Below are 24,037 nucleotides of genomic sequence, written 5' to 3'. Positions count from 1 at the left end.
CCGTCAACGCCGCCGCAGGGGCGGCGGCTGTTTGCTGAGGCGCGATGATGCATTCCGCCGAGCACGGCTCGGCGCTACCGGGTCTCCACGCGCAGTTGCATTGCAAACGCCTGCAGCACGCGCACCAGGGTGGACAACGGCAGGTCGCGCGCGTTGCGGAACTGCCGGCGGAAGGTGGCGTTGCTCATGCCACAGCTACGCGCGACGCCGCTGATCCCGCGCTGCTCGACCAGCAGCAACAGCGCCGCCACCAGGCAATCGGCATCCACCGGCGTGGCACGCAATCGTGCGTTGAGCGCATCCATGACGACCGCATCGGTGCACGGCGGAGCTGCGGATTCGATATCCATCGGTAGACCTCCCATTGCTTGAAAGCCGCCCGCGCTTGAGCGCAAGGCGGCGGGCGATGCGGGTTGCCGTACCGGATTACGCTATCAAAACCGGCGGATCCAAGGATCCCCACGCATCACCCGCCATAGGATTGGCAGGGCAATGCATTGTCCACCACGCCAGAGGGCGCAACAGAGCTGTTTGATAGCGTTTTCCAGGACGGCAATCCCGGCTGGTGCGATTTCGCCCCAGCACGTCCAGCGTGGACAGTCGACGACGCACCGTACATGGGCCAAGTTGTAATTGAAGTGCGCAATGCACGTCAGCCTCGCGCGAGCCAGCATAAAGCGTGACGACCCATGGCCATCACCCACCCGGCCCAGTTGCCGCTCCCAAGCCCACCCCAGACAGAAAAACCCCCCTGGCTCACACCAGAGGGGTTCCGGATCTCACGAGCTGCCGACCAAGGTCGGCACTACGAGAACAGAGAGATCAGGCGGCGACCGGCTTGCCGGCTTCCTGATACTCCTCGATCTGATCGAAGTTCATGTAACGGTAGATCTCCGCACCGCTGGCTTCCAGCACGCCCACGTCCGCCATGTACTCTTCCTTGGTCGGGATACGGCCCAGGCGCGAGCAGATCGCCGCCAGCTCCGCCGAACCCAGGTACACGTTCGAGTTGCGGCCCAGGCGGTTCGGGAAGTTGCGGGTCGAGGTCGAGAACACCGTCGCGCCCTCGCGCACCTGCGCCTGGTTGCCCATGCACAGCGAACAGCCCGGCATTTCCATGCGTGCACCGGCGCTGCCGAAGGTGCCGTAGTGGCCCTCGCGGGTCAGCTCGGAGGCATCCATCTTGGTCGGCGGAGCGACCCACAGCTTGGTCGGAATGTCACGCTTGCCTTCCAGCAGCTTGGCCGCCGCACGGAAGTGACCGATGTTGGTCATGCACGAACCGATGAACACTTCATCGATCTTGGCACCGGCCACCTCGGACAGCATCTTGACGTCATCCGGATCGTTCGGGCACGCCACGATCGGCTCGTGGATGTCGGCCAGGTCGATCTCGATCACCGCCGCGTACTCGGCATCGGCATCCGGTGCCAGCAGCTGCGGATCGGCCAGCCATTCCTTCATCTTGTCGATGCGACGCTGCAGCGAACGCGGATCCTGGTACCCCTCGGCAATCATCCACTGCAGCAGGGTGATGTTGCTGGTCAGGTATTCAATGATCGGCGCCTTGTCCAGGTGCACCGAGCAACCGGCAGCGGAACGCTCGGCCGAGGCATCGGACAGCTCGAATGCCTGTTCCACCTTCAGGTCCGGCAGGCCTTCGATTTCCAGGATGCGACCGGAGAAAATGTTCTTCTTGCCGGCCTTGGCCACGGTCAGCAGGCCGGCCTTGATCGCGTACAGCGGGATCGCGTTGACCAGGTCGCGCAGGGTCACGCCGGGCTGCATCTTGCCCTTGAAGCGCACCAGCACCGATTCCGGCATGTCCAGCGGCATCACGCCGGTGGCAGCAGCGAAGGCCACCAGGCCCGAACCGGCCGGGAACGAAATACCCACCGGGAAACGGGTGTGCGAGTCACCGCCGGTGCCGACCGTGTCCGGCAGCAGCATGCGGTTGAGCCAGCTGTGGATCACGCCGTCGCCCGGGCGCAGCGAGATGCCGCCACGGGTGGAGATGAACTCCGGCAGGGTGTGATGGGTCTTGACGTCGACCGGCTTCGGGTAGGCCGCGGTGTGGCAGAACGACTGCATCACCAGGTCGGCCGAGAAGCCCAGGCAGGCCAGGTCCTTCAGTTCGTCACGGGTCATCGGACCGGTGGTGTCCTGCGAACCGACCGAGGTCATCTTCGGTTCGCAGTAGGTCCCCGGGCGCATGCCCTGGCCTTCCGGCAGGCCACAGGCACGGCCGACCATCTTCTGCGCCAGCGAGAAGCCCTTGCCGGTGTCGGCCGGCTGCACCGGCAGGCGGAACAGGTCGGTGACCGGCATGCCCAACGCTTCGCGCGCCTTGGCGGTCAGGCCACGGCCGACGATCAGCGGGATGCGGCCACCGGCGCGCACTTCGTCGAACAGCACGTCCGACTTGACCTGGAATTCGGCGATCACTTCGCCGTTCTTCAGCGCCTTGCCGTCGTACGGACGCAGCTCGATGACATCACCGTGCTCCATCTGGGTGACGTCCAGCTCGATCGGCAGCGCGCCGGCATCTTCCATGGTGTTGTAGAAGATCGGGGCGATCTTCGAACCCAGGCAGACACCACCGAAACGCTTGTTCGGGATGAACGGAATATCTTCGCCGGTGAACCACAGCACGCTGTTGGTGGCCGACTTGCGCGATGAACCGGTACCGACCACGTCGCCCACGTAGGCCACCAGGTGGCCCTTGTCCTTCAGCGACAGGATTTCCTGGATCGGGCCGCGCTTGCCATCTTCTTCCGGCACGAACGCCGCGTCGGGACGCTTGTTCTTCAGCATCGCCAGGGCGTGCAGCGGGATGTCCGGGCGGGTGGTGGCATCCGGCGCCGGCGACAGGTCGTCGGTGTTGGTTTCGCCCGGCACCTTGAACACGGTCAGGGTCATGCTCTGGGCCACTTCCGGACGGCTGGTGAACCATTCGGCGTCGGCCCAGCTCTGCAGCACGGACTGGGCGTTGGCGTTGCCGGCCTTGGCCTTTTCCTGCACATCATGGAAGGCATCGAACACCAGCAGGGTGTTCTTCAGCGCGGCCGCGGCGATGCTGCCAACGGTGGCGTCATCCAGCAGCTGGACCAGCGGGGCGACGTTGTAACCGCCGAGCATGGTGCCCAGCAGTTCGGTGGCGCGCTCGCGGCTGATCAGCGGGTTCTGCTCGCTGCCGAAGGCGATGGCGGCCAGGTAGGACGCCTTGACCTTGGCGGCGTCATCGACGCCGGCCGGCACGCGGTGGGTCAGCAGGTCGAGCAGGAACTCGGCTTCGCCGGCGGGCGGGTTCTTCAGCAGTTCAATGACATCGGCCGTCTGCTGCGCGGTCAGCGGCAGGGGCGGGATGCCAAGCGCAGCGCGCTCGGCGACGTGGTGGCGGTAGGCTTCCAACATGACAACTCCCGGGTAATGCGGTGAATAAAACGGTTGGATGAAGCAATGAAAACAGGGCTACGTCGGGGTCACTTCGCGGTTCAGGCCTGCGGCACGATCAGCTTCAGGCCTTTGAAGTAATCCCGGTAAAACGTGTCGTTCCAGGTGATCAGGCCATCGCACTGCAGCAGCGCGTGGGCACCGACCATGAAGCCGTCCAGGCTGCGGCGCTGGTTGCCGCGCTGGCGGTGGCGGCGTTGCATCTCACCGGCGCGCAGGGCCGATTTGGCTTCCAGTGCGTTGAAATGCACGCCCATTTCTTCCAGCGCCTCCAGGACCTCGGCCCCGCCGCGCAGCGCAGCGCAGACTTCGGCCAGGGTCGCCCCGCAGACCACCACGCGGCCGCCGACCAGGCTCTGCCGCAGGCAGGCCTCCACGGCATCGGCCTGCGGGCCGTTGCTGAGCAGTTCGATCAGGACCGGGGAATCAACGGCGATCATGGCCGGCTTACTGCTCGTCACGGACGGCCTTCACAGCCGCATCGGTGGAGTCGAAGCCATCCAGTGCGAACTTGCCGCGGGCGCGCGAGATGGCGTCGTCCACGCTCTTGCGCAGGATGATCCGGCCACCTTCCAGTTCCACGGTCAGCTGGGTGCCCTTGGTCAGGCCCAGTGCATCGCGGACCGCCTTGGGCAAGGTGATCTGGCCGCGTTCAGCTACGGTGGCTTCCATGGGTAGGCCCTCTTCGGTATGTACGAATTATACATACTTTTCAAAAAGGGGACGGAGGGAATTAAGGCGTTGTCAGCCCGGCGGGGGTCGAAAACGACTTAATTCCCCCCGTCCCCTTTTTGGAAAGTGCTGACATGGGCGCTACATCTGAATGTGTAAGATTTCCAGCTGAGCAAGCAGGCGCGCCCGGTGCGCGGCCGTTGCAAGCCATCAGCAAAGGAGCCATCCGCAATGAGTGATTCGTTCTCCACGCGCAGCCAGCTGGACGTAGCCGGCAAGCGCTACGATTACTTCAGCCTGCCCAAGCTGGGCCAGCGCTTCGATATTTCCCACCTGCCCTATTCGATGAAGATCCTGCTGGAGAACCTGCTCCGGCATGAGGATGGCGGGGTCACCGTGGGCAAGGACCACATCGAAGCAATAGCGACCTGGGACCCGAAGGCCGAACCGGAAATCGAGATCGCCTTCATGCCCGCGCGCGTGGTGCTGCAGGACTTCACCGGCGTGCCCTGCGTGGTCGACTTGGCGGCGATGCGCGATGCGGTGGTCAAGCTCGGCGGCAGTCCGGAGCAGATCAACCCGCAGATCCCCTCCGAGCTGGTCATCGACCATTCGGTGCAGGTGGACGTGTTCGGCAAGCCCGAAGCGCTGGATCTCAACGGCAAGATCGAATTCCAGCGCAACCAGGAACGCTACGGCTTCCTGCGCTGGGGCCAGAAGGCGTTCGACAACTTCAAGGTGGTGCCGCCCAATACCGGCATCGTCCACCAGGTGAACCTGGAAAACCTGGCCCGCGTGGTGATGGCCGTCGACAAGGACGGTACCCAGGTCGCCTACCCGGATACGGTGTTCGGCACCGACAGCCACACCACCATGATCAACGGTATCGGCGTGCTGGGCTGGGGCGTGGGCGGCATCGAGGCCGAAGCGGCGATGCTCGGCCAGCCCTCGTCGATGCTGATCCCGCAGGTCGTCGGCTTCAAGCTGACCGGCCAGATGCCCGAAGGGGCCACCGCCACCGACCTGGTGCTGACCGTCACCCAGATGCTGCGCAAGCACGGCGTGGTCGGCAAGTTCGTCGAATTCTTCGGCGAAGGCCTGCAGCACCTGCCGCTGGCCGACCGCGCGACGATCGGCAACATGGCGCCTGAGTATGGCGCGACCTGCGGCATCTTCCCGATCGATCACGAATCGCTGAACTACCTGCGCCTGTCCGGTCGCCCGGAAGAGCAGATCGCGCTGGTGGAAGCCTATGCCAAGGCGCAGGGCCTGTGGCACGACGCCGATACCGCGCACGCCCAGTACAGCGCCACGCTGGAACTGGACATGGGCACGGTCAAGCCGTCGCTGGCCGGCCCCAAGCGCCCGCAGGACCGCGTGCTGCTGGAAGACGTGCAGGCCAACTACCGCGAAGCGCTGGTCGGGCTGACCACCAACCGCGACAAGAAGGACGTGGACGTCTCCACCTTCGTCAACGAAGGCGGCGGCACGGCGGTCGGCAACGAACAGCTGGCCAAGGGCCAGGCCGACGTGGAACTGGACGGCAAGGCGTTCCGGCTGAAGGATGGCGCGGTGGTGATCGCGGCCATTACCTCCTGTACCAACACCTCCAATCCGGCGGTGATGATCGGCGCCGGCCTGCTGGCCCGCAATGCCGCCGCGCGCGGCCTCAACCGCCAGCCGTGGGTGAAGACTTCGCTCGGCCCGGGTTCGCGCGTGGTCACCGATTACCTGTCCAAGGCCGGCGTGCTGGCCGAACTGGAGAAGCTCGGCTTCTACGTGGTGGGCTACGGCTGCACCACCTGCATCGGCAACTCCGGCCCGCTGCCGGCTGAAGTCAGCGCCGGCATCGCGCTGGGTGACCTGGTGGTGACCTCGGTGTTGTCGGGCAACCGCAACTTCGAAGGCCGGGTGCACCCGGAAGTGAAGATGAACTACCTGGCCAGCCCGCCGCTGGTGGTGGCCTATGCGATCGCCGGCACCACCGACATCGACCTGACCACCGAACCGCTGGGCACCGGTAGCGATGGCCAGCCGGTGTACCTGCGTGACATCTGGCCGAGCAACAAGGAAATCGGCGATGTCATCGCCGCGACCCTGGGGCCGGAGATGTTCAAGCAGAACTACGCCGACGTGTTCAAGGGCGACTCGCGCTGGAACACCATCGCCTCGCCCGATGGCGACCTGTACGAATGGGACGACGGCTCCACCTACATCAAGAATCCGCCCTACTTCGATGGCATGACGATGCAGGTCGGCAGCATCGACGATGTGCACGGGGCACGGGTGATGGGCCTGTTCGGTGATTCGATCACCACCGACCATATCTCCCCGGCCGGCAACATCAAGAAGGAATCGCCTGCGGGCCGCTTCCTGCAGGAGCGCGGCGTGCAGCCGGCGGACTTCAACAGCTACGGCAGCCGTCGTGGCAATGATGACGTGATGGTCCGCGGCACCTTCGCCAACATCCGCATCAAGAACCTGATGTTCGGCGGCGAAGAAGGCGGCAACACGCTGTATTACCCGGCCAGCGGTGGCGAGCCGGAGAAGCTGGCGATCTACGACGCGGCGATCAAGTACAAGGCCGACGGCGTGCCGCTGGTGGTGCTGGCTGGCAAGGAATACGGCACCGGTTCGTCGCGCGACTGGGCCGCCAAGGGCACCCTGCTGCTGGGGGTCAAGGCGGTCATCGCCGAAAGCTTCGAGCGCATCCATCGCTCCAACCTGGTCGGCATGGGCGTGCTGCCGCTGCAGTTCCGCAACGGCGAGAACGCACAGTCGCTGGGCCTGGACGGATCCGAAGTGTTCGACATCACCGGGCTGAAGGATGGCGCGAGCAAGCGCGCGACGGTGGCGGCGAAGAAGGCCGATGGCACGGTTGTCACGTTCGAGGCGTCGGTGATGCTGCTGACGCCGAAGGAAGTGGAGTACTTCCGCCACGGTGGGTTGCTGCAGTACGTGCTGCGGCAGTTGGCGGGACGCTGAGGGCTGGGGGCCTGCTCGAACGGGCTGACCCCCTCGCGGCTGATGGGCTGGTTTCCGGGGTTGGCGCCGGGTGGGTGGAGGCTGCGGGGGACGGCAAATGCCGCTCCTGCGGGCCTCGTTTCGCGCCATCCATGGCGCTCAACGCCCCCGCAGCCTCCGCCCACCCGTCGCCCTGACGGTTTCCGGTGGTCATCAGCCGCGTATAAAAAAGGAGAAAGGCGGTGACGGACGATGCCCGTCACCGCCTTTGCTTTTGCTCCCGCCCCACCCTCCGCTGGCGCAGCGATACCGGCCGGGAGGGCGGTTGAGGCCCTTGCGCAGGACACTTGGAGCCCCGGATGGGCGGAAAGCAGGCCCCATGGATGGCTTTACGACGTGTCCTGCGCAAGGGCCTCAACCGCCCTCCCTCACAACAAAGAGGCGCCAGCCGGAAAAATGATTAATTCCCATTTTAGACAATTCATATAAATTGGACGAAACAGGAGTAATCTCGGTCCCAGGCACCCTGTGGAGTCCCCCATGCTGCACGCCCCGATCACCTTCGAACCGATCACCGAGCTCACCCGCACCACCGCGTCCTCGGTGAAGGAACACTGGCGCAAGGTCATGCAGGAAGTCCGTGAACAGCGCATGGTCGTGGTCACCAACCACAACGAACCGCAGGCGGTGATCATCTCCGCCGACCAGTACCGCGCCCTGCAGGCCAAGGTCGAAGCGCTGGAACAATCGCTGGATGAACTGCGCAACCAGACCCCCGCCCTGACCGAGCTGCGCAGAGGCTTCGATGAACGCCTGGCCGTGCTGCAGCAGGCCGAGGCCGGCCCACGCGCCCGCGATCTGCTGCGTCGCCCTGCCCGCCTTGGCGGCAAGGTCAAGGCCGGTTCCGGCTACTGATGGCGCGTCCGTTCCTGTACGTGCTCGCCGGGGTCAACGGCGCCGGCAAGAGCTCCATCGGCGGCCACCTGCTGCGTGAGGCGGGATTGGACTGGTTCAATCCGGACACCTACGCCCGCGCACTGGTGCGCCAGTTGGGCGTTGGCCAGGCCGAGGCCAACGGACAGGCCTGGCAGGAAGGCGTCAGTCGCCTGCAGGCCGCCCTGGCAGACGGCAGCAACCACGCCTTCGAAACCACCCTGGGCGGCAATTCCATCACCGCGATGCTGCACGAGGCCACGCGCAGCCATGACGTGCTGATGTGGTTCTGCGGCCTGTCCAGCCCGGAGCAGCACATCGCACGGGTGAAGGCGCGGGTGCAGGCCGGTGGCCACCCGATCAACGAAGCCGACATCCGTCGCCGCTGGCCGTTGGCGCAGCAGAACCTGATCGGCCTGATGCCGGTGCTGGCCGCCCTGCAGGTCTATGACAACAGCGCCGAGGCCGCGCCCGGCGAAGCGGTGCCCGACCCGCGCCTTGTGCTGCAGATGGAAGACGGACAACTGCAATGGCCGTCGGCCGATGACCTGCAGCAACTACGCCAGACCCCGGACTGGTCCGTGCCGCTGGTGGAAGCCGCGTTGCGATCGGCCTCCTGAAAAAGGGATCAGAGTCAGGGGTCAGAGTCAGGGGTCAGAGTCCCGACTCTGACCCCTGACTCTGACCCCTGACTCTGACCCCATCGGGGCAGGACCCCGCCGGTTGCCGGTTTCAGTGCCGGTGCGGTGCGTCCGGGTCGGTGCGCAGGGCGCGCAGCAGGCCCACCATGTAGAACGCCAGGGTGAACGAGAACGGCAGGCCGCACAGCACCACCGCGGTCTGCATCGCGCCGAAGTTGCCGGCCAGCAGCAGGCCGATGCTGACCACGGTGATCACCACCGCCCAGAACACCCGCAGCCAGATCGGCGCGTCATGGCCATCTTCGACGCCACCGTCCACGCGCCGCGTGCACAGGTTGGCGATCATCAGCGTGCCCGAGTCCACCGGCGTGAGGAACAGCACGAAGCCGATCAGCACCGCCGCACCGGCCACGTACGGGGCCCACGGCAGGTATTCCAGCAGCTTGAACAGGGTCATCGCCGCGTCGGCCTTGGCGACCTCGCCCAGCACCGCCTGGCCATGGTTGAGCACCAGGTCGATGGCGGTGTTGCCGAAGATCGACAGCCACGCCAGGGTGAAGCCCAGCGGGATCAGCAGCACGCCCAGGATCACCTCGCGGATGGTGCGCCCGCGCGAAATGCGCGCCACGAACAGCCCCACGAACGGCGCCCAGGCGATCCACCAGGCCCAGTAGAACAGCGTCCAGCTGCCCAGCCAATCGCGGCCGTCCGGCTGGTTGAGGTAGATGTCGAAACTCTTGCGCACGAACGAGGCCAGGTAATCGCCGGTGTTCTGCACCAGCCCATCGAGCAGGTGCAGGGTCGGCCCGGTCACCAGCACGAACAACAGCAGCAGGCACAGCAGGCGCACATTGAGGTTGGACAACCAGGCGATGCCCTTTTCCACCCCGGCCACCACGCCGATGGTGGCCACCACCATCATCACCAGCACGATCACCACCAGCGTCTGCGGCGTGTCCGGCATCTTGAACAGGTAGGTGAGGCCCGACTGCACCACCAGTGCGCCGATGCCCAGGTTGGTCACCATCGACACCAGCGTCGCGAGGATGCCGAACCCGTCAACCATGTCGCCGATCCGGCCATGGATGCGTTCACCAAAGATCGGATACAAGGCCGAACGCAGCGCCAAAGGCAGGTTCCTGCGGTACGCGAAGTAGCCTAAAGCGACACCCACCAGCGCGTACAGCGCCCAGCCGTGCAGGCCCCAGTGCAGGAAGGTCAGCACCATCGCCTCGCGACTGGCCGCGACCGTGCCGCCCTGCTGTCCCGGCGGGGTCAGGAAATGGTCCAGCGGCTCATAGGCGCCGTAATACAACAGCGCGATGCCGATGCCGGCCGAGAACAGCATCGACACCCAGGGCACGTAGGCGAAGGCCGGGGACTCTTCGTTGTGCCCCAGCCGGATGCTGCCGTAGCGGGAGAACGCCAGCCACAGCACGAAGCCCAGGCAGGCCACGATCAGCAGCATGTACCACCAGCCGAACGCAGCGGACACCTGCGCCTGCGCGACCCGCAACCAGTGCTCGCTGGCCTGCGGGTTGAGCACGGTGAGCAGGCCCAGCACGCCGATGGACAGGGCCGAGCTGAAGAAGACGAAACCGTTCAGTCGCAGCGGCGACGGCGCGGAGGAAGCCTTGGAAGACATTGCGTTGTCTCATCGATCCTGGGGGCGCAGGGTCCGGCCGGATCGAAGGGACCGGGACCAGGGCGTGGGGGACGCGAGCGCATCCTACGCCTTTATTGATTGAACGTTCAATCAATCAAAAGTATAGTGGTCCGCATCACCGGACCTCCCGGTCGCAGTGCATGGAGAGACAATGCCCAAGAAAGGCATCGAACCGGTCCGCCGCGAGCAGCTGATCCGGGCCACCTTCCAGACCATCGACGAGATCGGCCTGGCCGATGCGACGGTGGCCACCATCGCGCGCAAGGCCGGACTGTCCACGGGCATCGTGGCGCACTATTTCGGCGACAAGGACGGCCTGCTCAACGCCGCCATGCGCCAGATCCTGCGTGAACTGAAAACCGCGGTGGCCCGCTTCCGCGACACCTGCGCCGACGATCCGCGCGCGCAGCTGCGGGCCATCGTCGACGGCAACTTCGACGACAGCCAGACCAACGGAACCGCGATGCGCGTGTGGCTGACCTTCTGGGCGGCGAGCATGCACCAGCCGGAACTGGCCCGCCTGCAGCGCGCCAACGACCAGCGCCTGTACTCCAACCTTTGCCACCAGTTCAAACGCGTCCTGCCAGCCGAACAGGCCAGCCTGGCCGCGCGCGGGCTGGCCGCCATGGTCGATGGCCTGTGGCTGCGCGGCAGCCTGGTCGGCGGTGACTTCAACGCCGACAACGCGCGCCGCATCGCCTACGCGTACATCGACTTCCAGTTACAGGCAAACGCGCTATAAGCGCTTGAACGCCCGCCTCCCTTCCCCCTTCCCCTTCCAGGAGTTCCCATGTCCACCCTGCCCCTGCAGCAGCTCTACATCCACGGCAAGCTGGTCGACGCCACCAGCGGCAAGACCTTCCAGAGCATCAACCCGGCCACCGGCGAGGTGATCGCCGAAGTGCAGATCGCCAACCAGGCCGACGTCGAACGCGCCGTGGCCAGCGCCGCGGAAGGCCAGAAGGTGTGGGCGGCGATGACCGCGATGGAGCGTTCGCGCATCCTGCGCCGCGCCGTGGACCTCCTGCGCGAACGCAACGATGCGCTGGCGCAGCTGGAAACCCTGGACACCGGCAAGGCGCTCAGCGAGACCACCACAGTGGACATCGTCACCGGTGCGGACGTGCTGGAGTACTACGCCGGGCTGGCCACTGCCATCGAAGGCAACCAGGTGCCGCTGCGCGAGTCCAGCTTCTTCTACACCCGCCGTGAACCGCTGGGCGTGGTCGCCGGTATCGGCGCGTGGAACTACCCGGTGCAGATCGCGCTGTGGAAGTCCGCCCCGGCGCTGGCGGCCGGCAATGCGATGGTGTTCAAGCCGTCCGAAGTGACCCCGCTGACCGTGATCGAACTGGCGAAGATCTACACCGAAGCCGGCGTGCCCGATGGTGTGTTCAACGTGGTGCAGGGCCCGGGCCGTGAAGTGGGCCAATGGCTGACCGAACATCCGGTGATCGAGAAGATCTCCTTCACCGGCGGCGTGGAAACCGGCAAGAAGGTGATGGCATCGGCCGCCTCGTCCTCGCTGAAGGAAGTCACCATGGAACTGGGCGGCAAGTCGCCGCTGGTGATCTGTGACGACGCCCAGCTGGAACGCGCCGCCGACATCGCGGTGATGGCCAACTTCTTCAGCTCCGGCCAGGTGTGCACCAACGGCACCCGCGTGTTCGTGCCGCGCCCGATGCTGGCCGCCTTCGAAGCGGCCGTCGTGGAGCGCGTAAAGCGCATCCGCATCGGCAATCCGCAGGATGCGCAGACCAACTTCGGCCCGATGACCAGCTTCGCCCACATGGACAACGTGCTGCGCCTGATCGAGACCGGCAAGCGCGAAGGCGCCCGCCTGCTGACCGGCGGCGGGCGTGCCACCGACGGTGCGCTGGCCAAGGGCGCCTACGTGCTGCCGACCGTGTTCTCCGACTGCCGCGATGACATGACCATCGTGCGCGAGGAGATCTTCGGACCGGTGATGAGCATCCTCGCCTACGACGACGAGGAAGAAGTCATCGCCCGCGCCAACGACACCCACTTCGGCCTCGCCGCCGGCGTGGTCAGCAATGACATCGCCCGTGCGCACCGCATCATCCACCGCCTGGAAGCCGGCATCTGCTGGATCAACACCTGGGGTGAATCGCCGGCGGAAATGCCGGTCGGCGGTTACAAGCAGTCCGGCGTGGGGCGCGAGAACGGTATTTCCACCCTCGCCCACTACACCCGCATCAAATCGGTGCAGGTCGAACTGGGCGACTACGCCAGCATTTTCTGATCCGAGCGCACCGGCCTTGCGGCCGTCGTTCCGGCCGGGCGTGTTCCTCCCCCCACGCCCGGCCACCCTACACACCGCCAGCTGGCGCGACCGCGCCGCCCGGCCTGCAGGAGCAAAGACCATGAGCACCCTCAACGAATACGACTACATCATCATCGGCGCCGGTTCGGCCGGCAACGTGCTGGCGACCCGCCTCACCGAAGATGCCGACGTCAGCGTGCTGCTGCTGGAGGCCGGCGGACCGGATTACCGCCTGGACTTCCGCACCCAGATGCCGGCCGCGCTGGCCTTCCCGCTGCAGGGCAAGCGCTACAACTGGGCGTACAAGACCGATCCCGAGCCGCATATGAACAACCGGCGGATGGACTGCGGGCGCGGCAAGGGGCTGGGCGGTTCCTCGCTGATCAACGGCATGTGCTACATCCGCGGCAACGCGATGGACTATGACAACTGGGCCAGCATGCCGGGCCTGGAAGACTGGACCTACGCCGACTGCCTGCCCTACTTCCGCAAGGCCGAAACCCGCGACATCGGGGGCAACGACTACCACGGCAGCGACGGCCCGCTGCAGGTCACCACGCCCAAGAACGGCAACAACGAACTGTTCGCGGCGATGATCGAAGCCGGCGTGCAGGCCGGCTACCCGCGCACCGACGACCTCAACGGCTACCAGCAGGAAGGCTTCGGCCCGATGGACCGCACCGTGACCCCGCGCGGGCGCCGCTCCAGCACCGCGCGTGGTTACCTGGACCAGGCCCGCGAGCGGCCGAACCTGACCATCGTCACCCATGCGCTGACCGACCGCATCCTGTTCGCCGGCAAGCGTGCGGTGGGCGTGGCGTGGCTGCGCAACGATGAACCGCAGAAGGCGCGTGCGCGTCGCGAAGTGCTGCTGTGCGGCGGCGCGATCGCCTCCCCGCAGGTGCTGCAGCGTTCCGGCGTGGGCCCGGCCGACCTGCTGCGCGGGCTCGGCATCGAGGTGGTGCACGACCTGCCCGGCGTCGGCGCCAACCTGCAGGACCACCTGGAGATGTACCTGCAGTACGAATGCAGGAAGCCGGTCTCGCTGGCACCGGCGCTGAAGCTGTACAACCAGCCGGCGATCGGCGCGGAGTGGCTGTTCAACGGCACCGGCATCGGCGCCAGCAACCAGTTCGAAGGCGGCGGTTTCATCCGCAGCAACGAAGAATTCGAGTGGCCGAACCTGCAGTACCACTTCCTGCCGGTGGCGATCAATTACAACGGCTCCAACCCGATCAAGGAACACAGCTTCCAGATGCACGTGGGGTCGATGCGCTCGCCCAGCCGTGGCCGCATCCATGTGCGTTCGACCGATCCCCGCGTGCACCCGAGCATCCTGTTCAACTACATGTCGCACGAACAGGACTGGCGAGAGTTCCGCGATGGCATCCGCATCACCCGCGAGATCTTCGGCCAGCCGGCGCTGTCGCCATACACCGGCCGCGAGATTTCCCCGGGCAGCCAGCTGCGTACCGATGCGGAGATTGACGCGTTCGTCCGCGAACATGCCGAAACCGCCTACCATCCTTCGTGCTCGAACAAGATGGGCAGTGCCGCCGATCCGATGGCGGTGGTCGACGGCCACGGCCGCGTGCACGGGATGGAAGGCCTGCGCATCATCGATGCGTCGATCATGCCGCAGGTGGTGACCGGCAACCTCAACGCGCCGACCATCATGATGGCCGAGAAGCTGGCCGACGTGCTGCGCGGGCGCGCTCCGCTGCCGCGCAGCACCGCCCCGTACTTCCAGGCCAACGGCGCCCCGGCCCGCAGGAAATAAGGTAGTGACGGCCGCTGGCCGTCATTCCCTGGCCGCCATTCCCGGCCGCCATCCTCTCGGCCGCGACCGTTGATATCACACGCATGACGGCCAGCGGCCGTCACTACCGTGCAGGACGCAGGCCCGCCATCGGCGGGCCTCTTCGCGTTTTCCATCCCGGACGGTATGCTGCCAAGGCTGGATCTGACCGATACTGGCTACAGAACCAACTCAAACATCACAGTTTCCTGGAGGGGGAAATATGAGCCTGGAACGTCCCTGGTTGCAGAGTTACCCGCAAGGCGTGCCCGCCGAGATCGACATCAACGAGTTCCACTCGGTCTCCTCCGTCTTCGACGCCTCGGTGGCCAAGTACCGGGATCGCCCCGCCTACTCCAGCTTCGGCAAGGTGCTCACCTATGGCGAGACCGATGCGCTGGTCGAACAGTTCGCAGCGTATCTGCTGGGCGAGCTGCAGCTGAAGAAGGGCGACCGCGTCGCCCTGATGATGCCCAACTGCCTGCAGTACCCGATCGCCACCTTCGGCGTGCTGCGCGCCGGCCTGACCGTGGTCAACGTCAACCCGCTGTACACCGCGCGCGAGCTGAAGCACCAGCTGGTCGATGCCGGGGTCACCGCGCTGGTGGTGGTCGACAACTTCGGCGACACCGTGCAGGCGGTCATCGCCGATACGCAGGTCAAGCACGTCATCACCACCGGGCTCGGCGACCTGCTCGGCGCCAAGGGCGTGGTCGTGAACTTCGTGCTGAAGTACATCAAGAAGATGGTCCCCAACTACACCCTGAAGGGCGCCGTGCGCTTCACCCAGGCGTTGAAGCTGGGCCGCCGCCACGACCTGCCGAAGGTGGAGATCGACCACGACGACATCGCCTTCCTGCAGTACACCGGCGGCACCACCGGGGTGGCCAAGGGCGCGATGCTGACCAACCGCAACCTGGTCGCCAACATGCAGCAGGCCTCGGCCTGGATCGGCGCGTCGGGCATCGAACCGGGCAAGGAGTGGATCATCACCGCGCTGCCGCTGTACCACATCTTCGCATTGACCGCGAACGGCCTGGTCTTCATGAAGTTCGGCGGCTGCAACCACCTGATCACCAATCCGCGCGACATGAAGGGCTTCGTCAAGGAGCTCAAGGGCGTGCGCTTCACCGCCATCACCGGCGTCAACACGCTGTTCAACGGCCTGCTCAACACGCCCGGTTTCGATGAAGTGGATTTCTCCACGTTGAAGGTCACCCTGGGCGGCGGCATGGCGGTACAGCGCTCGGTCGCCGAGCGGTGGAAGAAGACCACCGGCGTCACCCTGGTAGAGGCGTACGGCCTGACCGAAACCTCGCCGGCGGCCTGCATCAACCCACTGACCCTGGCCGAGTACAACGGCTCGATCGGCCTGCCGATTCCGTCCACCGATGCCTGCATCAAGGACGACAACGGCAAGGTACTGGGCCTGGATGAAGTCGGCGAGCTGTGCATCAAGGGCCCGCAGGTCATGAAGGGCTACTGGCAGCGCCCGGAAGATACCGCCGCGGCGATCGATGCCGATGGCTGGCTGCACACCGGCGACATGGCGAAGATGGATGCCCAGGGGTTCTGCTACATCGTCGACCGCAAGAAGGACATGATCCTGGTGTCCGGCTTCAACGTGTACCCGAACGAAGTGGAAGACGTGATCGCGATGATGCCCGGCGTGCTGGAGGTGGCGGCAGTCGGCGTGCCGGATGAGAAGTCCGGCGAGATCGTGAAGGTGGTGATCGTCAAGAAGGACCCGAACCTCACCGCCGAGCAGGTGAAGGAACACGCGCGGGCCAACCTGACCGGTTACAAGCACCCCAAGATCGTCGAGTTCCGCAAGGAACTGCCGAAGACCAACGTGGGCAAGATCCTGCGTCGCGAGCTGCGCGACGCGCCGCCGGCCTGAGGCAGGTCCACGGCCGACGCCGGTAGCGCCAAGCCATGCTCGGCGGGCGCAGCGGCGGATGCGGGGATGACGGCCAGCGGCCGTCACTACCGCCGGGCAGCCCGGTTGACATCACGATGAGCGAAAAGTGAAAAGCCCGGGGCGAAAACGTCCCGGGCTTTTGCAATTGGGGCGACTGGCCAGGTGTAGCATCCCCGCGAGTGGACCCGTTCGGCCCGCCGACCACCGATTTTCCAGCGGGCCCGCCATGCCGAGGAACCTGCCATGAGCACCATTGAAAAGCTGCCCGTCAACCGCCCCTACACCACCATCCGCACCGAGGACAGCGCCGATGGCGCCGCCCATTGGCTGTTCATGCACGCCGATGCCTCCACCGGCATCCGCCCGTGCTGCCGCAAGGACATGCTCGACGAAATGTGGAGCTACATGAGCGCCGTCACGCGGGGGCCTGCCAGCCGCCACGACGGTCGCCTGCGCCACTTCGTGCTGGCCTCCGACGCCACCGCCTACAACCTGGGCGGCGACCTGGACCTGTTCACCCGGCTGATCCGCGAAGGCAACCGCGACCGCCTGCTGGCCTACGCACAGCGCTGCGTGGAGGGCGTGCACCACCTGCATACCGGGTTTGGCGGGGACGTGCGTTCGATCGCGCTGATCCAGGGCGATGCGCTGGGCGGAGGCCTGGAAATGGCCCTGGCCTGCCACACCATCGTCGCCGAAGAAGGGGCGGGCATGGGCCTTCCCGAAGTGCTGTTCGGGCTGTTCCCGGGCATGGGCGCCTACTCGTTCCTGTGCCGCCGCGTGGCGCCGCAGCTGGCCGAAAAGATCATCCTGGATGGACGCATCTACAGCGCCGAGGAAATGCATGCGATGGGCGTGGTCGACGTGCTGGTCCGGAAGGGCGAAGGGCGCCAGGCGGTGGAGGACCTGATCCGCCAGCACCAGCGCATCCCGCAGTCCTACCTGGCGATGAACGCCGCGCGCAACCTGGCCCAGGCGGTCAGCTATGACGAACTGCTGGAAATCACCAAGGTCTGGGTGGATTCGGCATTGGCGCTGGGGGATCGCTCGCTGCGCACGATGGACCGCCTGATCAAGGCACAGACCCGTCGTGCCGGCCTTGACGCGGCCTGAGCAGCACCCTCCCCCACCGATCGACCCGAGCGTGCCGGCTGACCGCCGGCACCATCCTGAACGGGCAGCGCCCTGCCCGGCCCCTCCACGCCCACTTCAGCGCGGGTCCGCCTCGTCCACGCCGGGCTGGTTGCGGTGGATGGCGCGTGCATCCAGCGCCAGCCGGCCTTCCTTCAAGGCGCCCGCCAGCACCGACAGGCGCTGGCGCCATTCTGCCTTGAGCTGCCAGTCGGCCATCCGCATCAGCTCACCGGCACGGTTGGCCGCACGCACCAGCCCCAGGTTGCTGGCCACGCCCTTGATCGCGTGGGCCTGATCGCGGAACTGCACCCAGTTCATCGCCTCGCCTTCGGCGTGGATCTTGCGCATGCAGCTTTCCGCATCGCCCAGGCACTGGCGGATGAACTCTTTCTCGAAGCCCTCGCCCATGCCAAGTGAGGCCAGTTCATCCAGCACGCCCGAATCCAGCACGCCGTCGGTGCCGCCGGTCAGCGTGCGCACGATCGGCGCGGAGGGTTTGAGATCGCGGTTGGAGGCGATTTCGGCAAGCGTATCGAGCAGCCGCACCGCGACCACCGGCTTGGCCAGGAAGGTATGCGCACCGGCCTGCTGGCAGCGCTGGATGGCGTCCGGGGTGACATCGGCGCTGAGCACCAGCACCGGCGTGCGCGGCGCGCCACCGGCCTGCATCACCCGCAGCTCCTTCAGCATGTCCAGCCCGCTCATGCCGGGCATGTGCAGGTCGACGATGGCGGCATCGAAATCGCTTTCGGCCATGGCGTCCAGCACCGCTTCGCCACCGTTGACGCACAGCACGCGGTGACCGGCCTTCTGCAGCAGGCGCTGCAGCACCATGCGGTTGGCCTCGTGGTCATCGGCCACCAGGATGCTCATGCTGCGCACCCGCGCGCGATGCCGCAGGAACGGATCGGCGAAGGCGATGACATTGCCGTTGCTGCTGTCCAGCGGGTTGCCGACCAGCGCCGGAGTCATGCCCACGCGCTCCGGCAACGGCGGGGCGAACGGCACTTCGAACCAGAACCGGCTGCCCTGCGGCAGGTTCTCCTGGTAGCCGATCTCACCGCCCATCGCTTCCACCAGGCCCTTGGCGATGGTGGTGCCCAGGCCGGTGCCTTCGTGTCGCCGCGCCATGCTGACATCGGCCTGTTCAAACGCTTCGAACAGCCGCGGACGCATCGGGACGGCCACGCCGATACCGGTGTCGATGATTTCAAAGCGCAGGCGGACGCCACCATCGGCGGCGGCGCTGACCACGTCGATGCGGATCTCCACCTTGCCGTGGTCGGTGAACTTCACCGCATTGCCGGCCAGGTTGAGCAGCACCTGGCGCAGGTGGCCGGTATCGCCGCGCAGCCGGGGCGGCACGGTTTCATCCACCCGCACGCGGTAGTCCAGCCGCTTGGCCTTGGCCTGCGGCAGCAGGATCAGGCCGATGGCCTGCACCACGTCACCCAGTGCGAAGTCCTCGGCGACCACGCGCAGCTTGCCGGCCTCGATCGCCGAAATGTCCAGCACTTCCTCCACCAGCGCCAGCAGGCTGCGCGAGGAGGCCTGGATGGTGTTGAGGCACTCGCGCTGCTCTTCATCCAGCTCGGTGGTGGCCAGTACTTCGGTCATGCCCGCCAACCCGTTCAAGGGGGTGCGGAATTCGTGGCTCATGTTGGCCAGGAAACGGCTCTTGGCCTCGCTGGCGCGGCGCGCTTCGGCCATCGCTTCGGTGAGCTGGCGCAGCAGCGTGGAAAAGTACAGCGGCACCGCGGCCAGGCCCAGCCACAGCCCGAATGCCAGCCGCGCGTTGTCGACCCAGTAGTCGGTATACAGCGCGGTGCAGCCGAAGCTGATCATCGCCATCGCAACGGCCAGGTACAGGTAGTTGTTGCCGAAGCGCATGCCGTTGCCCACCGTGACCCACATCACCACGATGTAGACCCACGACAGCGGCTCGCCCATCTGGATCATGCCGGCGGCAATCAGGCCATAGTCGGCCAGCATGCCCAGGATGCGCCGCGGATCGGAGCGCTGCGGGCGCCACAGCAGCCAGCCGAAGGCCAGCAGGGACAGCCCCAACCCGCCCAGCACGATCGCCAGCACGCCCACGTACTGGTCATGCGGCAGGTCGTTGCGCACCCCCGGCATCAGCACATAGGCCAGGATCAGGCTGATCAGCACGATGCGTACGATCTGCTGCCCGTGCTCGGAATCCTGGCGCTGGGCCAGGCGCTGGCGCAGCCGGGGCAGCAGCGCGCGCATGGTCACAATCCGGGTCGCGCCGAGGCGGTGGAGTGCTCGGCGCAGATCTGCTCCAACTGCTCGCGGCCGCGCAGCAGCGCATCGACCACGCGCGGATCGAACAGCCGGCCACGCTGTGCGTACAGGTAGGCCAGGGTCGCATCGAAGGTCCACGCTTCCTTGTACGGACGCGGCGAAATCAGCGCATCGAAGACGTCGGCCACCGCCACGATGCGGGCCTCCAGCGGGATCGCATCGCCGACCAGCCCATCCGGGTAACCGCTGCCGTCGTAGCGCTCGTGGTGGCGCAACGCGATCAGTGCACCGATCTGGATGAAGCGGTTCTGGCTGCCGCTCAACAGCTCGTGGCCGATGCGCGGGTGGCGACGCATGATCACCAGTTCTTCGTCGGTCAGCTTGCCCGGCTTCAGCAGTACGGCATCGGGAATGGCGATCTTGCCCATGTCATGCAGCGGCGCCGCCATCTCGATCAGCTTGACCTCCTCTTCCGGAAGCCCCAGCTGCTCGGCGATCAGCCCGGCCACGCGTGACATGCGTTCCAGGTACGCGCTGGTGCCGGCATCACGGTATTCGATGGCACGTGCGAGCCGTGACAGGGTTTCGCGTTCGCGTTCTTCCACTTCATGCATGCTGGCAAGCAGCCGCTGCTCCAGCGACAACGCCCGCTGCTTCACGTTTTCCGATTGCTGGCGCAGCTGCAGCAGGTTGTAGCAGCGCGCGCGCAGTTCACGCGGGCGGATCGGCTTGACCAGGAAATCGATCACCCCCGCTTCCAGTGCCGCCTGCCGGATCGGCTCGTCGCCGACCACGGTGATCAGGATGACCGGGATGTCGCGGTGCTTGGGCAGGCGGCGGAAACGCCGGGCGAACTCCAGCCCGTCCATCTCCGGCATGCGGTAATCCAGCAGCAGCAGGTCCACCGGCTGCGATTCGCACCAGTTGAGCGCGGCCAGCGGGTCGCCGAAGTCGTGCACGCTCAGTTCCGGCGCGATGTCTTCGATGACATGGCGCAGCATCGTCCGTGCGGACGTCTGGTCGTCGACGATCACAATATTCAACGCTGCTTCTGCCTGCTTGTTCGACCACCCCGGGATCAGGGTTGGCGAGGATAACCTGCCATTCTGTACGCCCGCACCCTGCATCTGTCCGATACCTGCCATGCGCTCCCCGGATCTTGATCGCCGTCACATTGTGATGGCGTAAAGGACGAGACCCATCGCCTCCCCCCCGGCAATCGGGTCATTCCGGCCACTCATCGGCCTCGCCGATACCATACTCCAGCGCCCGCCCCGGGGGTAGCGGCGGGCCGCCGGCAGTGGCCGCCCGCGCCGCTCCGGATCAGGCTTCCGGACGCATGTACGGGAACAGCAGCACGTCACGGATCGAGCTGCTGCCGGTCAGCAGCATCACCAGGCGGTCGATGCCGATCCCCAGCCCGCCGGTCGGCGCCATGCCGTACTCCAGCGCGCGGATGTAGTCGGCATCGAAATGCATCGCCTCGTCATCGCCCCCGTCCTTGGCTTCGACCTGGGCCTGGAAACGGGCCGCCTGGTCTTCCGGATCATTCAGCTCGGAGAAGCCGTTGGCCAGTTCCTTGCCGTTGATGAACAGCTCGAAGCGGTCGGTGTAACCGGGGGCATCGTCGTTGGCACGTGCCAGAGGCGACACTTCCACCGGGTGATCGGTGATGAAGGTCGGCTGGATCAGGGTGTGCTCGACGGTGGCTTCGAAGATCTCCAGCAGCAGCTTGCCCCAGCCGTAGGACGGCTTGATGCGGATCTTCAGGCGCTCGCAATGGGCAGCCAGCGCATCGCGGTCGGTGCACTCGGCCAGGCTGATCTCCGGGTTGTGGTGGCGCACGGCTTCATCCATGCGCCAGCGACGGAAGGCCGGGGCCAGGTCGATGCGGGCGCCGTCCCACTCCACTTCGGTAGTGCCCAGCACCTGGCGGGCGACATCGCGGATCACCCCTTCGGTCAGGTCCATCACTTCGGTGTACGTGGCATAGGCCTCGTACAGCTCCATCATGGTGAATTCGGGATTGTGGCGGGTGCTGACGCCTTCGTTGCGGAAGTTGCGGTTGATCTCGTAGACGCGCTCCAGGCCGCCCACGACCAGGCGCTTCAGGTACAGCTCGGGCGCCACGCGAAGGTACAAATCCAGGTCCAGCGCGTTGTGGTGGGTGGTGAACGGCTTGGCCGTGGCGCCGCCGGGGATGTAATGCATCATCGGCGTTTCGACTTCGAGGAAGTCGCGGTTGTCCAGCCAGGCGCGCATGGCGCGGATGATCCTGGAGCGCTTGATGAACACCTCGCGCGATTCCGGCGTCACGATCAGGTCGACATAACGCTGGCGATAGCGCTGCTCCACGTCGGCCAGGCCATGCCACTTGTCCGGCAGCGGACGCAGCGACTTGGTCAGCAGGCGGATGCTCTCGGCCTTCACCGACAGTTCGCCGGTGCGGGTACGGGTCAGCCCGCCTTCCATGGCGATGATGTCACCCACGTCCCAGCCCTTGAAGGCGGTGTAGGCATCGCCCAGCACGTTGCCCTGCAGGAACACCTGGATGCGGCCGGATTCGTCCTGGATCTGCGCGAAGCTGGCCTTGCCCATGACCCGCTTGGCCATCAGCCGGCCGGCCATCTTCACCCGGCGCTCGTTGGCCTCCAGGGCTTCGGCCGTCCAGCGTTCGGCGTCGGCGAAGTCTGCCTGCAGGCTGCCGGCGAAGTCTTCGCGGCGGAAATCGTTCGGGTAGGCGATGCCCTGGGCCCGCAGCGCGGTCAGTTTGGCGCGACGCTCGGCGATCAGGCTGTTTTCATCGACGGGGGGCTGCGGCGCGGCGGTCTGCTCGTTCATGGGCTTGGTCGGTCGTTGTCTGTGGGGGTGGGTCTTCAGGGAATCGCGCCCGCCGAGGATACGACGGACCGTGGGTGGCTGCGGCTGCAGCCACCAGGCGGGTCACCGTGCAGGCGACCCGCAGGCTCAGGCGTCGCTGCGTTTGGCGCCCGCTTCCAGGCCGGATTTCAGGCTGGCCTCGATGAACTCATCCAGGTCGCCGTCCAGCACTTTCTGCGTATCGGTACGCTCGATGCCGGTGCGCAGGTCCTTGATACGGCTCTGGTCGAGCACGTAGTTGCGGATCTGGCTGCCCCAGCCGATATCGGACTTGGTGGCTTCCAGCGCGTCACGTTCGGTGTTGCGCTTCTGCACTTCCAGCTCGTACAGCTTGGCGGCCAGCATCTTCATCGCGGTGTCGCGGTTCTGGTGCTGGCTGCGGCCGGTCTGGCAGGCAACCACGGTGTTGGTCGGGATGTGGGTGATGCGCACCGCCGACTCGGTCTTGTTGACGTGCTGACCACCGGCACCGGAGGAACGGTACACGTCGGTGCGCAGGTCGGCCGGGTTGATGTCGATCTCAATGTTGTCATCGACTTCCGGAGACACGAACACCGAGGTGAAGCTGGTGTGGCGGCGGTTGTCCGAATCGAACGGCGATTTGCGCACCAGACGGTGCACGCCGATCTCGGTCTTCAGCCAGCCGTAGGCGAACTCACCTTCCACGCGGAACGTGGCCGATTTGATGCCGGCCACATCGCCGCCGGACACTTCCATCAGTTCGGTCTTCCAGCCGCGCGCTTCGCACCAGCGAAGGTACATGCGCAGCATCATTTCGGCCCAGTCCTGGGCCTCGGTGCCGCCGGCGCCGGCCTGGATGTCGACGAAGGCGTTGCAGCTGTCCATCTCGCCGGAGAACATGCGCTGGAATTCCAGCTGTTCCACGTGCTTGAGGTACTTGTCCAGGTCGGCAACCACCGCATCGGCGGTCTCCTGGTCCTGTTCGCTCTCGGCCAGTTCCAGCAGGTCGGTGGATTCCACCAGGCCATCGAGGATGCTGGCGATGCCGCCCACGGTCTTTTCCAGCAGCGAGCGTTCACGCCCCAGGTTCTGGGCGTACTCCGGCTTGTTCCAGATATCCGGGTTTTCCAGCTCCCGGGTTACTTCTTCCAGGCGTTCTTTCTTGACGTCGTAGTCAAAGATACCCCCTGAGCGAGACCACGCGATCGGTGAGATCGGTGATTCGCTGGCGGACAGGATTCAGCTCGAGCATGTCGGCGGTTTCGTGTTCGAAATATGACCTGCAATGATACCAGCACAGCCGCCGCTGCTGCCTACCCCGCCCGCCCCGGGGCCTGCCCCGCCCTACCCGCCGCCCAGCGCCTGGCGCAGCAGCGGCAGCTGGCGCCGGCTGCAGGGCACCGTTGCCCCGTCGGCCATGTGCAGCAGGGCCTCGCCGCCCACGCCAGCAGCGCAGGGCATCGCG

The 24,037-nt window shown here is 66.0% G+C and carries 17 protein-coding genes and 1 pseudogene; 8 read left to right on the top strand and 10 right to left on the bottom strand.

Annotated elements, in window-relative coordinates:
- Positions 1-74: 74 nt before the first annotated feature.
- The 4 genes from QE373_RS07945 to QE373_RS07930 form a co-directional block, all read right to left on the bottom strand.
- Positions 75-350, bottom strand: a complete 276-nt coding sequence (locus QE373_RS07945) for a hypothetical protein (RefSeq protein ID WP_309685292.1) — start codon at positions 348-350, stop codon at positions 75-77.
- Positions 351-822: 472 nt separating this feature from the next.
- Positions 823-3,414, bottom strand: coding sequence for a bifunctional aconitate hydratase 2/2-methylisocitrate dehydratase (acnB, locus tag QE373_RS07940; protein ID WP_057687520.1), 2,592 nt, complete (start codon positions 3,412-3,414; stop codon positions 823-825).
- An 80-nt stretch (positions 3,415-3,494) separates the two neighbouring features.
- Positions 3,495-3,893, bottom strand: a complete 399-nt coding sequence (locus QE373_RS07935; protein ID WP_309685290.1) for a type II toxin-antitoxin system VapC family toxin — start codon at positions 3,891-3,893, stop codon at positions 3,495-3,497.
- 7 nt (positions 3,894-3,900) lie between these two features.
- Positions 3,901-4,125 carry an AbrB/MazE/SpoVT family DNA-binding domain-containing protein gene (locus QE373_RS07930; RefSeq protein WP_057687522.1) on the bottom strand — a complete coding sequence of 75 codons (225 nt, stop codon included), beginning with the start codon at positions 4,123-4,125 and terminating at the stop codon, positions 3,901-3,903.
- A 231-nt stretch (positions 4,126-4,356) separates the two neighbouring features.
- Between QE373_RS07930 and acnA the strand changes: the two genes are divergently transcribed.
- From acnA to QE373_RS07915, 3 genes are all read left to right on the top strand, one after another.
- A complete protein-coding gene (acnA, locus tag QE373_RS07925) occupies positions 4,357-7,110 on the top strand; it encodes an aconitate hydratase AcnA (protein ID WP_309685287.1) in 2,754 nt (917 codons plus the stop codon).
- A gap of 519 nt (positions 7,111-7,629) precedes the next feature.
- Positions 7,630-8,004 carry a type II toxin-antitoxin system Phd/YefM family antitoxin gene (locus QE373_RS07920; RefSeq protein WP_309685285.1) on the top strand — a complete coding sequence of 125 codons (375 nt, stop codon included), beginning with the start codon at positions 7,630-7,632 and terminating at the stop codon, positions 8,002-8,004.
- Entirely contained in the window at positions 8,004-8,642 is a 639-nt protein-coding gene (locus QE373_RS07915) for a hypothetical protein (RefSeq protein ID WP_309685283.1), read from the top strand. The genes QE373_RS07920 and QE373_RS07915 overlap by 1 nt, the downstream gene beginning before the upstream one ends.
- Before the next feature lie 112 nt (positions 8,643-8,754).
- Here QE373_RS07915 and QE373_RS07910 read toward each other — a convergent pair whose 3' ends face one another.
- Positions 8,755-10,308, bottom strand: a complete 1,554-nt coding sequence (locus QE373_RS07910; protein ID WP_309685281.1) for a BCCT family transporter — start codon at positions 10,306-10,308, stop codon at positions 8,755-8,757.
- Between the two features lie 172 nt (positions 10,309-10,480).
- Here QE373_RS07910 and betI point away from each other — a divergent pair, with 172 nt between their 5' ends.
- The 5 genes from betI to QE373_RS07885 all read left to right on the top strand — a co-directional run bounded on the left by betI (position 10,481) and on the right by QE373_RS07885 (position 17,445).
- The gene (gene betI / locus QE373_RS07905; protein WP_309685279.1) at positions 10,481-11,071 is read left to right on the top strand and encodes a transcriptional regulator BetI; all 591 of its coding nucleotides are present in this window, start codon (positions 10,481-10,483) and stop codon (positions 11,069-11,071) included.
- Between the two features lie 48 nt (positions 11,072-11,119).
- Positions 11,120-12,592: a betaine-aldehyde dehydrogenase gene (gene betB, locus QE373_RS07900; RefSeq protein ID WP_309685277.1), complete on the top strand. Its 1,473-nt coding sequence runs from the start codon at positions 11,120-11,122 to the stop codon at positions 12,590-12,592.
- 121 nt (positions 12,593-12,713) lie between these two features.
- Positions 12,714-14,393, top strand: a complete 1,680-nt coding sequence (betA, locus tag QE373_RS07895; protein ID WP_309685275.1) for a choline dehydrogenase — start codon at positions 12,714-12,716, stop codon at positions 14,391-14,393.
- A gap of 241 nt (positions 14,394-14,634) precedes the next feature.
- A complete protein-coding gene (locus QE373_RS07890) occupies positions 14,635-16,311 on the top strand; it encodes a long-chain fatty acid--CoA ligase (protein WP_309685273.1) in 1,677 nt (558 codons plus the stop codon).
- A 264-nt stretch (positions 16,312-16,575) separates the two neighbouring features.
- A complete protein-coding gene (locus QE373_RS07885) occupies positions 16,576-17,445 on the top strand; it encodes a crotonase/enoyl-CoA hydratase family protein (protein WP_057687527.1) in 870 nt (289 codons plus the stop codon).
- Between the two features lie 96 nt (positions 17,446-17,541).
- Here QE373_RS07885 and QE373_RS07880 read toward each other — a convergent pair whose 3' ends face one another.
- From QE373_RS07880 to QE373_RS07860, 5 genes and pseudogenes are all read right to left on the bottom strand, one after another.
- Complete coding sequence (locus QE373_RS07880) at positions 17,542-19,716, bottom strand: ATP-binding protein (RefSeq protein ID WP_309685271.1); 2,175 nt, start codon at positions 19,714-19,716, stop codon at positions 17,542-17,544.
- Between the two features lie 2 nt (positions 19,717-19,718).
- Positions 19,719-20,858 (bottom strand): two-component system response regulator, encoded by a 1,140-nt coding sequence (locus QE373_RS07875; RefSeq protein ID WP_309689645.1) that lies wholly within the window; start codon positions 20,856-20,858, stop codon positions 19,719-19,721.
- A 196-nt stretch (positions 20,859-21,054) separates the two neighbouring features.
- Positions 21,055-22,572 (bottom strand): lysine--tRNA ligase, encoded by a 1,518-nt coding sequence (lysS, locus tag QE373_RS07870; protein WP_309685269.1) that lies wholly within the window; start codon positions 22,570-22,572, stop codon positions 21,055-21,057.
- A 126-nt stretch (positions 22,573-22,698) separates the two neighbouring features.
- Positions 22,699-23,824, bottom strand: a protein-coding gene (gene prfB / locus QE373_RS07865; protein ID WP_101099674.1) for a peptide chain release factor 2 whose coding sequence is annotated in 2 segments (ribosomal slippage) — positions 22,699-23,748 and positions 23,750-23,824 — 1,125 coding nt in all. Because the reading frame shifts where the segments join, the coding sequence is not laid out codon by codon here.
- Between the two features lie 92 nt (positions 23,825-23,916).
- A pseudogene (locus tag QE373_RS07860) lies at positions 23,917-24,012 on the bottom strand (LytTR family transcriptional regulator); the annotation flags it as partial.
- Positions 24,013-24,037: the final 25 nt, after the last annotated feature.

Source organism: Stenotrophomonas sp. SORGH_AS_0321, from assembly GCF_031453215.1.
Taxonomy (GTDB): domain Bacteria; phylum Pseudomonadota; class Gammaproteobacteria; order Xanthomonadales; family Xanthomonadaceae; genus Stenotrophomonas; species Stenotrophomonas chelatiphaga.
This window is presented reverse-complemented; position numbering and strand designations above follow the sequence as displayed.

Coding starts and splice junctions, on each gene's coding strand:
- QE373_RS07945 (WP_309685292.1), bottom strand. CDS start 350: ATGGATATCGAATCCGCAGCTCCGCCGTGCACCGATGCGGTCGTCATG.
- acnB (WP_057687520.1), bottom strand. CDS start 3,414: ATGTTGGAAGCCTACCGCCACCACGTCGCCGAGCGCGCTGCGCTTGGC.
- QE373_RS07935 (WP_309685290.1), bottom strand. CDS start 3,893: ATGATCGCCGTTGATTCCCCGGTCCTGATCGAACTGCTCAGCAACGGC.
- QE373_RS07930 (WP_057687522.1), bottom strand. CDS start 4,125: ATGGAAGCCACCGTAGCTGAACGCGGCCAGATCACCTTGCCCAAGGCG.
- acnA (WP_309685287.1), top strand. CDS start 4,357: ATGAGTGATTCGTTCTCCACGCGCAGCCAGCTGGACGTAGCCGGCAAG.
- QE373_RS07920 (WP_309685285.1), top strand. CDS start 7,630: ATGCTGCACGCCCCGATCACCTTCGAACCGATCACCGAGCTCACCCGC.
- QE373_RS07915 (WP_309685283.1), top strand. CDS start 8,004: ATGGCGCGTCCGTTCCTGTACGTGCTCGCCGGGGTCAACGGCGCCGGC.
- QE373_RS07910 (WP_309685281.1), bottom strand. CDS start 10,308: ATGTCTTCCAAGGCTTCCTCCGCGCCGTCGCCGCTGCGACTGAACGGT.
- betI (WP_309685279.1), top strand. CDS start 10,481: ATGCCCAAGAAAGGCATCGAACCGGTCCGCCGCGAGCAGCTGATCCGG.
- betB (WP_309685277.1), top strand. CDS start 11,120: ATGTCCACCCTGCCCCTGCAGCAGCTCTACATCCACGGCAAGCTGGTC.
- betA (WP_309685275.1), top strand. CDS start 12,714: ATGAGCACCCTCAACGAATACGACTACATCATCATCGGCGCCGGTTCG.
- QE373_RS07890 (WP_309685273.1), top strand. CDS start 14,635: ATGAGCCTGGAACGTCCCTGGTTGCAGAGTTACCCGCAAGGCGTGCCC.
- QE373_RS07885 (WP_057687527.1), top strand. CDS start 16,576: ATGAGCACCATTGAAAAGCTGCCCGTCAACCGCCCCTACACCACCATC.
- QE373_RS07880 (WP_309685271.1), bottom strand. CDS start 19,716: ATGCGCGCGCTGCTGCCCCGGCTGCGCCAGCGCCTGGCCCAGCGCCAG.
- QE373_RS07875 (WP_309689645.1), bottom strand. CDS start 20,858: ATGCAGGGTGCGGGCGTACAGAATGGCAGGTTATCCTCGCCAACCCTG.
- lysS (WP_309685269.1), bottom strand. CDS start 22,572: ATGAACGAGCAGACCGCCGCGCCGCAGCCCCCCGTCGATGAAAACAGC.